The sequence below is a fragment of the Rhizobium sp. 16-488-2b genome, from assembly GCF_017741815.1.
GTDB lineage: Bacteria > Pseudomonadota > Alphaproteobacteria > Rhizobiales > Rhizobiaceae > Rhizobium.
The window spans coordinates 197223-211693 of the sequence record NZ_JAGHMF010000008.1; the positions used below are offsets into that span (position 1 = coordinate 197223).

Annotated in this window: 7 protein-coding genes; 5 read left to right on the forward strand and 2 right to left on the reverse strand. The window is 62.7% G+C overall.

Annotated elements, in window-relative coordinates:
• Positions 1–111: 111 nt before the first annotated feature.
• On the reverse strand, positions 112–3264 hold the full coding sequence (locus J5286_RS09615; RefSeq protein WP_209190132.1) for an efflux RND transporter permease subunit: 3153 nt from the start codon (positions 3262–3264) through the stop codon (positions 112–114).
• Complete coding sequence (locus J5286_RS09620) at positions 3264–4376, reverse strand: efflux RND transporter periplasmic adaptor subunit (RefSeq protein ID WP_245205741.1); 1113 nt, start codon at positions 4374–4376, stop codon at positions 3264–3266. The genes J5286_RS09615 and J5286_RS09620 overlap by 1 nt, the downstream gene beginning before the upstream one ends.
• A gap of 772 nt (positions 4377–5148) precedes the next feature.
• On the opposite strand from J5286_RS09620, the gene bcsN reads away from it, so the two are divergent.
• The 5 genes from bcsN to J5286_RS09645 are packed head-to-tail and all read left to right on the forward strand — an operon-like array spanning position 5149 to position 14408.
• Positions 5149–6159, forward strand: coding sequence for a cellulose biosynthesis protein BcsN (gene bcsN / locus J5286_RS09625; RefSeq protein WP_209190133.1), 1011 nt, complete (start codon positions 5149–5151; stop codon positions 6157–6159).
• A gap of 59 nt (positions 6160–6218) precedes the next feature.
• Entirely contained in the window at positions 6219–8408 is a 2190-nt protein-coding gene (gene bcsA / locus J5286_RS09630) for a UDP-forming cellulose synthase catalytic subunit (RefSeq protein WP_209190134.1), read from the forward strand.
• On the forward strand, positions 8408–10984 hold the full coding sequence (locus J5286_RS09635) for a cellulose biosynthesis cyclic di-GMP-binding regulatory protein BcsB (RefSeq protein WP_209190135.1): 2577 nt from the start codon (positions 8408–8410) through the stop codon (positions 10982–10984). Before bcsA ends, J5286_RS09635 begins: the two co-directional genes overlap by 1 nt.
• The gene (locus J5286_RS09640) at positions 10981–12033 is read left to right on the forward strand and encodes a family 8 glycosyl hydrolase (protein WP_209190136.1); all 1053 of its coding nucleotides are present in this window, start codon (positions 10981–10983) and stop codon (positions 12031–12033) included. Before J5286_RS09635 ends, J5286_RS09640 begins: the two co-directional genes overlap by 4 nt.
• The gene (locus J5286_RS09645) at positions 12030–14408 is read left to right on the forward strand and encodes a tetratricopeptide repeat protein (RefSeq protein ID WP_209190305.1); all 2379 of its coding nucleotides are present in this window, start codon (positions 12030–12032) and stop codon (positions 14406–14408) included. The genes J5286_RS09640 and J5286_RS09645 overlap by 4 nt, the downstream gene beginning before the upstream one ends.
• The last annotated feature ends 63 nt before the right edge of the window (positions 14409–14471 follow it).

Genomic DNA, 14471 nt, shown 5'->3' on the forward strand with positions numbered 1-14471 from the left:
GCACACCGCCATCGCACGTTCGCTCCGCCCCAGAAATGGTTCTGGCCTAGAAAAAGTTCGGGCCGGCGTGGACATCATGTCCGCGCCGGCCCGTTGTTCGAAAGACCGTTGTTACTCGCCGGGAACGATCGCCGGGTTGTTGCCGGGAGCCGCTTGCGGGCTATCGGCCTGCTTCGGCGCCTTCCAGGCGATCAGGCGGTAGAACATCGGGATGAAGAAGGTCGCGATGAACGTCGCCGCGAGCATGCCCCCGATTACGCCGGTTCCGATGGCGTGACGGCTGGCCGAGCCCGCACCCGTGCTGATCGCCAACGGCACGACACCCAGAATGAATGCCAGCGACGTCATGACGATCGGACGGAAACGCAGGCGGGCTGCTTCGATCGCAGCCTCGGCGGCCGTCAGTCCCTCCTGGCGCTTCAGAACGGCAAACTCGACGATGAGGATGGCGTTCTTGGCGGCCAGGCCGATCAGCGTGACCATGCCGATCTGGAAGTAGACGTCGTTGGTCAGCCCGCGCAGCATCGTTGCGAGCAACGCACCGAACAGCGCGAACGGGATGGCGGTAATGACCGCCAACGGTAGCGTCCACTTCTCGTACTGAGCGGCCAGGATCAGGAACACCATGATGATGCCGAAGAGCATCGCCTGCGTTCCCGCGCCACCCGTTGCCAGTTCCTGGTAGGCCGAACCTGTCCAGGCGATCTGGTAGCTTGCCGGCAAGGTCTCGTTGGCGACCTCCTGCAACGCGCGGATCGCGTCGCCCGACGTATAGCCAGGAGCCGGGTTGCCGGTGACCTTGGCCGAGTTGAACGCGTTGAAGCGTTCGACCTGGTCGGGGCCGATGATGCGGGTGACCTTCACCAGCGCATCCAGCGGGATCATGCTGCCGTTGTTCGAGCGGACGAAGACCTGGCGAAGATCGTCAGGCGATTGGCGGAAAGCCGATTCCGACTGCAGATTGACCTGGTAGTTGCGGCCATAGAGCGTGAAGTCGTTGACATAGAGGCTACCGAACGTGGCCTGCATGGCATCGAACACGGTGTTGATCGGCACGTCGAGCGCCTTTGCCTTCTCGCGATCGAGATCCGCGTGATATTGCGGAACGCTGGCATCGAAGGTGGTGCGCACGGCTGTCAGCTCAGGGCGCTTCGAAGCCGCGGCCACGAGAGCATTCGCCTGTTCGGCAAGGTTCGCGATGCCGTTGCCGCCACGGTCCTGAACATAGGCTTCGAAACCGCCCGTGGTGCTCAGGCCCTGGATCGGCGGCGGATTGAAGGCGAGAACCATCCCGTCCTTGATCCCGCTGTTGGCGCCGATGATCGGCCCCGCCATGTTGCGGGCGTCCAGCGCCGCGGTGGTGCGCTCCTTCCAGTCATCAAGAATGATGAAGGACACACCGGCACTGCTCTTGATGCCGCCGGCGAGAATATCGTAGCCGGAGACCGCGAAGACGTCGTGAACGCCTTCAAGCTTCGAGGTGTTTTCGACCACTTGGTTCATGACCGCTTCGGTGCGCGGAAGCGCTGCTGCCGGCGGAAGTACGGCAACCTGCAGCACCCAACCCTGGTCTTCGTTGGGAACGAGCGATCCCGGGATGGTGTAGAAGAGATAGCCAGTCGCGCCAAGCAGGGCGCCAACGAGGACGAGACCGATGGCGAAACGCTTGACGAAGAAGCGAACGCCGGCCGTATAGCCCGACGTCAGACGGTCAAAGGCGCGGTTGAACACGCGGAACGGCAGCGCCGGTTCATGATGACCCGGCTTCAGGATCAGCCCGCAGAGCGCCGGCGTCAACGTCAAGGCCACGATACCCGACAGGATCACCGAGATGGCGATCGTGACGGCGAACTGCTTGTACATCTGGCCCGCAAGCCCGCCCATGAAGGAGACCGGGATGAAGACCGAGCACAGCACGAGCACGATTGCGACAACCGGCCCCGTGACTTCGCCCATGGCCTTGATCGCCGCATCCTTGGGCGGCAGCTTGTCCACCGTCATCAAGCGCTCGACGTTCTCAAGAACCACGATCGCGTCATCGACGACGATACCGATCGCGAGCACCAGTCCGAAGAGCGTCAAGAGGTTGATAGAGAAGCCAAGCAGATACATGCCGGCGAAAGTGCCGATGATCGAGATCGGAACCGCGATCACAGGGATGAGCGTTGCCCGCCAGTTCTGCAGAAACAGGAACACCACGATGACGACAAGCGCGATCGCTTCGAAGAAGGTATGAATGACTTCCTCGATCGAGACCTGGATGAACTTCGTCGTATCGTAGGGGATACGATAGTCGATACCATCAGGGAACGACTTCTTCAGTTCAGCCAAGCGCGTCGAAAGCGCTTCCATCGTGTTCAACGCGTTGGCGCCCGGCTGCAGATAGATCGCGATCGGAACGGCCGGCGTACCATTCAAGCTGCTCTGCACAGCATAGCTCTTGGTGCCAAGCTCGATGCGCGCGACATCCTTCAGCCGCAGCGTCGCCGCGTTGCTGGTCGAGCGCAGGATGATGTTTCCGAAGGCTTCGGGATCCGTCAGACGGCCCTGCGTCGAAACGCTGTAGGTGAAGGGCTGCCCGGTTGCGCTCGGCTGATCGCCGAAACGGCCGGCCGCGAACTGCGAGTTCTGCTCCTGGATGGCGGTCGACACGTCGCTCGGCGTCAGGCCGTACTGTGCCATCTTGTCGGGTCGCAGCCAGACGCGCATGGAGTAGTCGATATCACCCAGCACGTTGACGTCGCCGATGCCGGGAAGACGCTTCAGGTCGTCGATGACGTTCAGGAGCGCATAGTTGCCGACATAGGCGCGGTCATACTGCGTATTGTTGGAGAACATCGCCACGAACGCCAGAATGGAGTTCGAGCGCTTCGCGACAACGACGCCCTGGCGGGTCACTTCCTGCGGCAGGGTCGAGGTCGCACGCTGAACACGGTTGTTGACGTTGATCGCGGCCTGGTCGGGATCCGTGCCAAGCGCGAACGTCACCGTGATTTGCATGGTGCCGCTGTTGGAGTTCGTCGATTGCATGTAGAGCATGTTCTCAACGCCATTGATCTGCTGCTCCAGCGGAGCGGCAACGGTCTGTGCGACCGTCTCGGCGCTGGCGCCGGGATAGTTCGCGGTGACGACGACCTGCGGCGGCACAAGCTCGGGATACTGTGCGATCGGCAGCGCCCGCAGAGCCAAAAGGCCCGCCAGGACGATGACAATGGAAATGACCGCCGCGAAAACCGGACGGTCGATAAAGAACCTGTTACCCATCAGTTTGAAGCCGTCTCTTTCGTATCCTTGCCGGTATTCACCGCGGCCGCTTCAGCCGTTGCGTTGACGGCCGAGCCTGGGCGCACCTTGATGACGCCTTCGGTGATCAGCTGCTCACCAGCCTGAAGGCCCGAGTTGACGATCCAGTTGCTGCCGACCTTCTGGCCGAGCGTGACCGCATTGACCTTCGCCTTGCCGTCCTTGCCGACGGTGTAGACGAACTGACCCTGCGGCCCCTGCAACAGCGCCACCTCAGGAATGACGATCGCATCATCTGCGGTCACGCCGCTGACCGTCGCGCGCACGAACTGGCCGGGGATGAGCTGCCGATCCGGATTGTCGATTATCGCACGGGCCTGGATGGTACCAGTATTGACGTCGACAGTCGCCGAGGTGAAGTCGACGACGCCTTCGTGGTCGTAGGTCGAGCCATCGCCGAAGGTCAGTTTTACGCGCAGCTTCTGCTCCTGGCCCTTCGCCTTCATCAAATCAATGAGATGGCGGACTTCGCGCGCCTCGGAATCCGAGAATGAGAAGTTGACGTACACGGGGTCCAGCTGAGTGATATTGGTCAGCAGGCTCGAATCCGTGCTGATAAGGCTGCCTTCGGACATCTGCTCAAGGCTGGTGATGCCGCTGATCGGAGCGGTTACCTTGGTGTAGCCGAGATTGAGCTCGGCGGTCCTGACCTGCGCTTCGGCGGAAGCGACGGCTGCTTCGGCAAGTTCGCGCGCCGAGATCGCATCGTCGCGGCTTTTCTGACTGCCGACCTTCTGGTCGAAGAGGCTGATGTTGCGCTTTTCTTCGCGGATACCCTGGCTGAGCTGTGCCTGTGCCTGCTTGAGCCCGGCCTGCGCCTGCATCAGCGCGGCTTCATAGGGTGCTGGATCGAGGAGAAACAGAACATCGCCGGCCTTGACCTGGGCGCCTTCAACGAAATTGCGCTTCAACAGGATGCCGCTAACGCGGGCGCGCACTTCCGTCTGGCGAAACGCCGAGACACGAGCGGCGTATTCATAGCTGAGCGGGACCGAGCTCGCGGAAACATTGACGGTCGTGACGGATGGGGGTGGTGGGGCTGCGGCCTGCTGGGCCATTGCCGTGGAGGACATGAATATCGAAACAGCCGCCACGAGCACGCCGCTGCGAACGGTGGAAAAATGCCGCTGATTTTTGTTTTGCACTATATTCGCCTTTACTTCGGCTCGATTTAACCGAGCAGCCTTCGTTTCCTCCTCCCCTGGCCCTCCGCCAGACTGTATTCCATTGTGAAAATTGGCCTTAGAGACTCCACCCGCAAGCGGCCAAAGCGATGTCCGCTTGCCGCTCGCCTGTCTCGAAGAACCTGCGCACGTCGATGCGGAAACAGCTGGATATTTCGCCACTGTTCCCGGTTTCTTGTTTTATATCCCGTATTTAACACCCGACCGGAGCCTGAGCCCCGTCCTGGCATTTACGTAACAGCTAGGTCCGAACATGTTAAGATGCCGAAATCCGCATAAGGCCATGAAGCACGTTCATGAATGACCGCCGACTGACCGCAACAGCGAATTTGCCTGCGCGCTTTCGGTCTGCTCAGGATGAGTTTTCGGCATCATCAATGCGCTCTAAAGTATTTTTTTACCTTCATTATTAGGCGCATCTAATCTCCTTGTGCGAACACGCCGGATGCCAAAGCATCGTCGCCCGGATGGCGACGTATCGACGCAAGCAACTTTTTGTGTTCGCGAACTCAATCGGCTCCACCCCGATAACTCCTAATTTAACGATTGGTTAACCATATCCGTCGTTTAGAATGATTAACGGCCGTCAGGTCGTTGATTCGAAGACCGGGCGCCAAAATTGCGCCGGATACGGGGAAATACGATTGCGGCGATCGGAAACATGGGTTTGCTAAGATTGATTGCCCTTGCTGGGTTGGCTGGCCTTGCGGCCGGCTGCACATCGACTGGAAATATCAGACAACCGAGCGCCGCTGAGACAATCGCGAGCGAGAAGGCGCTTGTCCTACCGCCGCCCGGCGGACCGTCGATCGTAAGCGTCGTCGAGCAGAAACGCGGCAATGGCGTCGACCAATCCATTTCGCTGTTCACATCGTCCTCGGTTTCCGGCCAGAACTTCCTGAAAGTGCAGTTTCTCGGCGGGCGCGGCGAAAATCCCGGCGCCGGGAACTCCACCTACAAGATGGTCAATGAGAGCGCTATTGCGCGCGAGATGGCGACTGCCATCCCCGGTGTGCGGATGGCCCGCTCCGCGACGTTCCTGCAGAACAGCTACGGCCCCTTCGGCTATGCCTCTGGCACCAGCCGTAGCGGCGATATCTGCGTTTACGGATGGCAGCAAATCCGTTCCAGCCGTTCGGACCAGACCCAGGCCCGCAATTTCGGTATGATCCAGGTTCGCCTGCGCCTATGTGATGCGCGCGCAACCGAGCGCCAATTGCTGGGCGTGATGTACGGATACACCGTTATCGGCACCTTCAACGGCGAAATCTGGAACCCCTACGGCACGATGCAAGGCGGCGACCCGACCGTTGGGCGTCCCGGAAATCCGATCTATCCCGACGAGGGCGGCTATCGCTCGACGCCGATGCCGATCGGCTACGAACCGGCCCCGACGCAGACCTACTCACGGCCCGCGCCGGTGCGCCGCGCAGCCGTTCGACCGGCCGCCAGCGCGCCTGTGGCGCCTGCCTTGCCGCCAGCCATCGGCCCACGCGTGCCGGGACCTGACCTTTCCGAAAACGTGCCACAGGCGCCGATGGACGCTGCCGATCTGCCTCACACTTCGGCGCGCCAGCAAGCCCCGCAACAGACGATGACAGCGAGTGGCGTGAACGTGCCGTCGCCGGAATGCATTGGCAACACGGTGGCAAATGCCGCCTGCCAGAGATGACGATCAGCTAAGCCGGCATCGGAGACGATGCCCGGCGCAATGCCTTTGAAGGAACGCCGATGCATAAGGCCCGCAGCATCTTGATCTGGGCAGTGGTTGCGATCTGTGTGGTCGCGCTGGTGACCCTGCCGGTGAATTTGCAGGCGCAGTTGATCGCTAGCATCACCGTGGTCGCCGTCATGGCGATCATCAAGGGGCTCAAGGGTGAAGGCACGTGGCGCCTGATCGCGCTCGCCTTTGGTACGGCGATCGTCATGCGCTATGTCTATTGGCGAACGACCAACACCTTGCCCCCGGTCAACCAGCCGGAAAACTTCATTCCCGGCCTGCTGCTCTATCTCGCCGAAATGTATAGCGTCGCCATGCTGGCGCTCAGCCTCTTCATCGTCGCCACCCCCTTGCCGCCACGTCCTTCGCGCGTGGGAAAGCTCCAGCGTTTTCCGCATGTCGATGTCTTCGTGCCCACCTATAACGAAGATTCCCACCTTCTCGCCAACACGCTCTCGGCCGCCAAGGCGATGGACTATCCGGCGGACAAGCTGACCGTTTGGCTGCTCGACGATGGCGGGACGGTGCAGAAGCGCAATTCGAATAAGCTGCTGGAGGCGCAGGCAGCCGTCGCGCGCCACAACGAGCTCAAGCAACTCTGCGAGGAAATCGGCGTCCGTTATCTGACGCGCGAGCGCAACGAGCATGCCAAGGCCGGCAATCTGAACAACGGCATGCAGCATTCGACCGGCGAGCTGATCGCGGTCTTCGACGCCGACCACGCGCCTGCGCGCGACTTCCTGCTCGAAACCGTCGGCTATTTCGACGACGATCCGAAGCTTTTCCTGGTACAGACGCCGCACTTCTTCATCAATCCCGATCCGCTGGAGCGCAATCTGCGCACCTTCGACAACATGCCGAGCGAGAACGAGATGTTCTACGGCATCATCCAGCGCGGCCTCGACAAGTGGAACGCGGCCTTCTTCTGCGGCTCCGCGGCGGTTCTGAGCCGCAAGGCGCTGGAATCGCAGAACGGTTTCAGCGGCATCAGTATCACCGAGGACTGCGAGACGGCGCTGGCACTTCACGGAAGCGGCTGGAACAGCATCTATGTGGACAAGCCGCTGATTGCCGGCCTGCAGCCGGCGACGTTCGCGAGCTTCATCGGCCAGCGCAGCCGCTGGGCGCAGGGCATGATGCAGATCCTCAGGTTCCGCTTTCCGCTGCTCAAGCGCGGGCTGACGATCCCGCAGCGCTTCTGCTACATGTCGTCGACACTCTTCTGGCTCTTCCCCTTCCCGCGCACGGTCTTCCTGTTCGCGCCACTCTGCTACCTGTTCTTCGACCTTGAGATCTTCACCGCCTCCGGCGGCGAGTTCCTGGCCTATACGCTCGCCTACATGCTCGTGAACCTCATCATGCAGAACTACCTCTATGGTTCGTTCCGTTGGCCATGGATTTCCGAGCTCTACGAGTATGTGCAAACGGTGCATCTGCTGCCGGCGGTAATCTCCGTCATGCTGAACCCGAGGAAGCCGACCTTCAAGGTGACCGCCAAGGACGAGTCGATCGCCGTCAGCCGCCTGTCGGAAATCAGCCGTCCCTTCTTCGTCATCTTCGCGGTGCAGATCATCGCGTTGATCGTCACCATCTACCGCATTTATACCGAGCCTTATAAGGCCGACGTCACGCTCGTTGTCGGCGGCTGGAACCTGATCAACCTGATCATGGCCGGCTGCGCGCTGGGCGTCGTGTCTGAACGCGGCGAACGCGCGTCCTCTCGCCGCGTGCGCGTCAACCGCCGGGCGGAGTTCGGCATCAATAGCAAGTGGTACACGGCGTCCATCGAGGACGTGTCGGTGCATGGCGCTCGCCTGCACGTGTTCGACAAGCAGCTGGAACAGTCGCTGGTCGGCGTCGAAGGCGAAGTTCGTTTCCGTCCGTTCAGCGGTGCTGATCTCGAAACGCTGCCGCTCGTGGTGCGCAATATCCAACCGACGGACGGGCTGCTTGCGGTGGGCTGCCAGTATGTCCCGAAGAGCGCGCTGGATCACCGGCTGATCGCCGACCTGATGTTTGCGAACTCGGCACAGTGGACGCAATTCCAGGAGGGCCGTCGGCGTAATCCGGGTCTGATCCGCGGAACGATCTGGTTCGTAGGCCTTGCTTTTTACCAAACGAGCCGAGGTCTCGTCTATTTCTTCCGCAGCATGCGGCCGGAGCGTGAGGAGCAGCGGCAAGTCTCGAAGGTGAATGGCTGATGCGCAAGATCGCCACATCCCTCGGCTTCCTGCTTGCCGCCACGGCTCTCGCCTACGCGCAGACGTCGCCCTTCGACATGTCGGGCGAACGTCCGCCGGAGGCGATTCCCGCCGTGCCGCGCTTGACGCTTCCGGCGACACCCCCTGCCCCCGCTCCAACAACAACGCCGGCGCCGGCGGTCGCAACACAGCCGCCCGCGACACCCGCACCCGCTGCCCCGCCGGCAGCCGTGACGCCTCTGCAGCCTTTCGCCGTCACTCCCGCGACACCGACCGCGCAACAGCCGGCATCTCCGCCAGCGCAGGCGGATGCACCCGCCATGCAGCCAGGGCCAGCATCGCCGCCGACACCCGCGGCGCAGGCCGCAACGCCACCAGCACAACCACCGCAGAAATCGGCGGCCGCAACGGCTCCCGCCCCGCTGCCTCCCGGCACATCGCGCCGCTACGTCGTGCCCTTCGCAAAGCTTGGGCTGGACGGCGAATATGATCGCAAGTCGTGGTCTGTCTACCTGACGCCAGAGCAGGCAGCGGCACAGGCGACCTTCAACTTCACCTACCAGAACGCCATCGTCGTCGCGCCGGAGAGCTCGCAATTCACGATCCTGATCAACAACAGGGTCATCGGAGAGCAGCCCGTCGGCTCGTCGGATGGGGCGTCCACCGTCTCCCTCAGCATCCCGCCGCGCCTGCTGCAACCGGGGGCTAACCTGCTCACGATCGAAGCAAAGCAACGCCACCGCACCGATTGTACCGTGCAATCGACGTACGAGCTCTGGTCGGATATCGACCCCTCGCAGACCTATCTGACCTTCGTCGGCGAAGAGGCTGCGAAGTTTTCCAGCACCGACGCGATCCGCGCGATCGGCGTCGACGGCGCCGGCCAGACCGCGTTCAATTTTGTCGTTCCCGCGCTTGAGCAGCCGGGAACCACGAAGCCGCTCCTGAGGCTGGTGCAAGGTCTCTCGATCCTGAGCGGCATGCCGAACCAGACCATGTCGTTTACAAGCGGCTCCCTGCCCGCTTCGTCTCCAGGCCGGATGACGGTCGTGGTTGGCACGCCCAGCGAGTTGCAGCCACTGTTTGCCGTGCCGGTCGCCGCGCAGACGGCGCCGCTTGCAACCTTCGCAACCGATCCGCGCTCCGGCCAGACTGTTCTTTTGATTACGGGACCATCCTGGCCGGCGATAGCAACAGCCATCGAGACCATCGTCTCCACCACCGACCGCGCCGTCACGGTGCGTCGGGACGCGCTGGCCACGCAGCGCTGGACCGCCCCCGATGCGCCGCTGATCTTTGCTGACAGAACGATCGCCTTCTCGCAATTGGGTGTCAAATCGACCGAGTTCTCCGGACGGCGCTTCCGCACGACCTTCAACATCGCTGTCCCGGCCGATTTTTACGCCAACGCCTATGGCGAGGCGACGGTCCTGCTCGATGCCGCCTATACACAGAGCGTACTGCCGGGCAGCCATATCGATGTCTACGTCAACGGCAACATCGCCTCGACGCTACCAATCACCACGAAAGGCGGCGGCATCTATCGCCACCTGCCGATCCGCGTGACGATGCGACACTTCAAGCCCGGTCTGAACTCGGTATCGATCGAAACAATCCTGCAGACGGATGAGGACAATGTGTGCGTGCCGGGAACGGCGGCCGGCGCGGGACCGCGTTTCGCGCTGTTCGACACCAGCGAGTTTCACATGCCCGACTTCGCACGGGTCGGCCAACGCCCCAATCTGGCAGCACTCGCCGGAACGGGTTACCCCTACAGCCGTGCCGCCTCTCCGACACCGCTCTTCATCGACCGCGTAGACCCCGACACGCTCTCCGCCACGGCAACCGTGCTCGGCCAGATGGCCTTGATGGCCGGCCGGCCGATCGACGTCGAACCCGCCGCCTCGCCGGGTGCGATTGGCGACCGCGACGCCATGTTCGTCGGCTCCATCTCGCAGATGCCGCAGGCGGTGCTTTCGCAGCTCAACATCGCGACGACCAGCCAGGCAACATGGCGGCCGCTCGCCGCGACGCAGACGACGCCCAGTGAGACCAACGTGATGTTCGACGAATGGCGTTCCAAGGTGAGCGGCGGCGTGTGGCAGGGCCAGATCACCTCCTTCCAGGAATGGCTGCGTCGCAACTTCGATATTTCGCTGAGCACGCTGCAGTTCATACCCGGCGCCGAGCAGGTGTTTACGCCCTCCAACACGAACAGCTTCCTGATCGCGCAAGGCGCGAATACGGCCGGTAACGGGACCTGGACGATCGTGACCGCGCCATCCGCCAAAGATCTCAGGGAAGGCGCTGATGCCATGACGTCACAGCTGAACTGGCCCGAGATCGAGGGCCACGTGACGACCTATTCCGCCGCGACCGGCAAGATCGATACCGTCCCGGTCAGCCGATTCGATTTCATCGCGACGGAGAGCTGGACCTTCGCCAACTATCGCCTGATCGCGGCGAACTGGCTCTCGACAAACGTGCTGTCCTACGCGGTGCTGCTCGTCGTGTTGTCGCTGTTGATTGGCGTCGCCACGGCCGGCATGCTCGGAAGACTGGGCCGCCGCCAATGAGGGGGTGGCTGACCATAGTGGTGGCGGTGGTGCTCGCATCGCTGGTCGGCTTGCAGCAGCCCGCTTTCGCGCAGACAGCGAAGATCGATGCCGCGTCCTGGAGCGCCTATAAGGCAAAGTTCCTCGACCCCACCGGTCGCATCATCGACAATGCCAACGGCAATATCAGCCATAGCGAGGGCCAGGGCTACGGCATGTGGCTCGCCTATCTGGCCAACGACCAGGCCGATTTCGAGCAGATCTGGTACTTTACCCGCACCGAGCTGCTGCTGCGCGACGACGGACTTGCCGTCTGGAAATGGGATCCATCGGCCAAGCCGCATGTCACCGACGCCAACAATGCATCCGATGGCGACATGCTGATCGCCTATGCGCTGGCGCTGGCAGGCTCTGCCTGGAAGAACAACGATTACCTCGAAGCCGCCGCCAAGATCGCAAACGCGCTTCTGGCCAACGCCGTCGTCAAATCGGGCGGGCGCACGATCCTTCTCCCCGGTGTCGAGGGCTTCAACGCTCCCGGCCGCAAGGATGGCCCGGTCATCAACCCCTCCTACTGGATCTACGAGGCCATTCCCGTCATGGCGCTGCTCGCCCCTTCCGACGCGTGGGGTGCGCTGACCGAGGACGGATTGGCATTGCTCCGCACCATGCAGTTCGGACCGCGCAAGCTGCCGGCAGATTGGGTTAGCCTTCACCGTCAGCCGCAACCGGCCGAGGGTTTCGATGCGGAGTTCGGCTACAACGCCATCCGTATCCCGCTTTACCTCGCCCGGGCGGGAGTTTCGGACAAGGAACTGCTCTTACGATTATCGTCGGGCATGACCGCCGGCAATGGTGTTCCAGCAACGATCAACCTGAAAGACGGCCAGCCGAAACAATCACTTGATGACGCTGGTTATCGAATTGTTAACGATGTTGTGGCCTGTGTAGCACAAGGAACGAAGCTGCCCGCGTCGTCCCGGCAGTTCGCGCCATCGCTCTACTATCCATCGACCCTTCAACTCCTGGGGTTGGCCTTCGTCGCGGAGAAACATCCAGAGTGCCTTTGAAATCCTCGCTTGTCGCAGTGTCGGTCGCAGTGGTGGTGGCAGGTCTTGTCACCGCTCTGAAGGATCGCGCCGCCATTCAGGATATGCTCGGCCTCAACCAGCCCGCGGCGGCGCCTCAACTGATGCTGATGGGGCGGATCAGCGGGCCTGACGGCGCGTCCAAGCAGCCGGCGGACATGCAGTCGATCGCCGAGCAGATACAGGCAACGGCAGGCGCGCAAGCCCCGATTAACGCGCAGCCGCAAGGCGAACCCGCCGCCCCGCAGCCAGACGCCGTCGCCCAAGTACAACCGCAGCCGCAGCCGCAGTCACAACAACCGGCAGCGCAGAAACCGGCCTCCGCGCCTGCGAACGCCCAACCTGCAGCGCCAAAGGTCGACGAAAGCGCGCTTCGCTATTTCGCGAGCCGCGGCGACAAGGCGAGGCTGCAGGCCGAGATATCGCGCCTTCAGGCGCTCTATCCGAACTGGGTGCCCCCGGCGGATCCGCTCGCCGTTCCCCAGAGTGGCGACAAGCAGCTCGAGGCGATGTGGCAGCTCTATTCCGAGGGCCGCTACGCCGAACTTCGCAAGTCGATCGCCGACCGGCAGGCCGCCGAAGCCGGCTGGCAACCGCCGGCCGACCTGCTTGACCGCCTGGACGTCGCGGAAGCGCGTGCACGCCTGGTCAATGCCTCGGATCTGAAACAATATGCGACCGTCGTGCAGATTGGCGCGGCGACGCCAAGCCTGCTCACCTGCGCCGATATCGACGTGCTGTGGCGTGTGGCGGAAGCCTTCGCCCGCACCGACCGTACGCAGCGGGCGCAAGACGCCTATACCTACATTCTGAAGGCCTGCACCAATCCGCAGGAGCGTCTGGCGACCATGCAAAAGGCGTCCGGCCTGTTGCCATATGCGCCGATGCAGGTTCTCCTCGGGCTTGAGCGTCCGGATGGAAACGGCGGTCGTGAATTCGACAGCATTCGCAACGATCTCGCGCGCAATTTCGTCGCTGCCGGCAATGCCAATCCCGACCTCGCCGTATCGCCCGACTACCTGACGCTGGTGCAGCGACTGGCGGAGACACAAGGGCTCGCCTCCGACAATCTACTGCTCGGCTGGTACCACCTGCGCCGCGAGAATTACACCGACGCGGAAAAGTGGTTCCGTGCCGCGCGCGCAAAGGAAGATTCCGCCAGCGCTTCGCAGGGCCTGGCATTGGCGCTGATCGCGGAGAAGAAGGAACAGGAAGCCGAAGACGTCATGTACAAGTGGCGCGGCGATTCCAAGGATGCCACCGCGACCTATCTCGCCGCCACCGCTAACCTCATGGCACTGCAGCCGCCGGCAAATATTCCCGAGGAGGTGCTGAGCCGCATCGCGACGGAGATCATCTCGCAGAAATACGTGCCGACAGCGCAGCAATTCGGCTGGTACGCACGCTCGCTCAATCAGCCGCAGACGGCTGCGCGCTGGTTTGAAACGGCGCTGCGCTGGAAGCCGGATGACGAACCGTCGGCCTACGGCCTGGTGATCACGCGCGAGCAACTGAACGACCACCGAGGCGTCGCGGAAGTGCAGCGCCTGTGGGCGGGACGCTCGGCGCGCATCGCGCAACTCGGCGAGACCTCGGCCCTGACGCCGCAAGTGCGCGCGCCGCTTCCCGGACCTGGCCAGGCTCCGCAGCTTCAGCAAGTCCAACCGCAACAGGCCCAGGCGCCGCAGGCGCAGACCTACCAACCGCAAGTGATCACCGAGCCCGCTCCCGTCGTGGCTGCAGTCGCTCCGGCCCAGCGCCCCGCGCCGCGGCAGGCAGAGCCAATTCAGCAGGCGTCGCGACCCGCCAATGCCCAGCGCGGCGCCCGCCAGACCCGCGGATGCTCGACGACGATCGACGCCCGCCTGCTCGATCCCCAAAACGCGCTGACCCGCGGCTGGTGCCTGATGGACCTGAACCGCCCGATGGAAGCCGTCGAGGCCTTCGAGGCGGCACTCGCAAGCCCGACCCGCAAGGTCCGCGAGGACGCGGCCTATGGCCAGAGCCTCGCCTATCTGCGTGCGGGCCTCTCCAACAATGCCGCCGTCGCGGCGACCAAGGCGCCGCAGACGCGCCAGCGGGCAGCGGAACTACAGGTCTCCATCCTCGCCGATCGAGCGCTCGCCGCCTTCACGGCGAAACGCTATCGCGAGGCGCTTGTCTATCTCGACCAGCGCGCGCAACTGCAGCAGGAACGCATCGATCTGATGGTTCTCAGGGGCTACAGCTACATGAACCTGCAGATGTACGGCGACGCCGAGCGCATCTTCAATGCAGCCGCATCCGTCGGCAGCAAGGATGGATACCGTGGCCTCGCGGATCTGAAGGATGCGACGCATCCCGAAGGCAAACAATAAGCCCTGTAAATCCCGGTGATGCGCATGGCGTGTCTCCGCAGCCAATCCCTCGCAAAGCGTGCT

Coding starts and splice junctions, on each gene's coding strand:
- J5286_RS09640 (WP_209190136.1), top strand. CDS start 10,981: ATGAGGGGGTGGCTGACCATAGTGGTGGCGGTGGTGCTCGCATCGCTG.
- bcsN (WP_209190133.1), top strand. CDS start 5,149: ATGGGTTTGCTAAGATTGATTGCCCTTGCTGGGTTGGCTGGCCTTGCG.
- J5286_RS09615 (WP_209190132.1), bottom strand. CDS start 3,264: ATGGGTAACAGGTTCTTTATCGACCGTCCGGTTTTCGCGGCGGTCATT.
- bcsA (WP_209190134.1), top strand. CDS start 6,219: ATGCATAAGGCCCGCAGCATCTTGATCTGGGCAGTGGTTGCGATCTGT.
- J5286_RS09635 (WP_209190135.1), top strand. CDS start 8,408: ATGCGCAAGATCGCCACATCCCTCGGCTTCCTGCTTGCCGCCACGGCT.
- J5286_RS09620 (WP_245205741.1), bottom strand. CDS start 4,376: ATGTCCTCCACGGCAATGGCCCAGCAGGCCGCAGCCCCACCACCCCCA.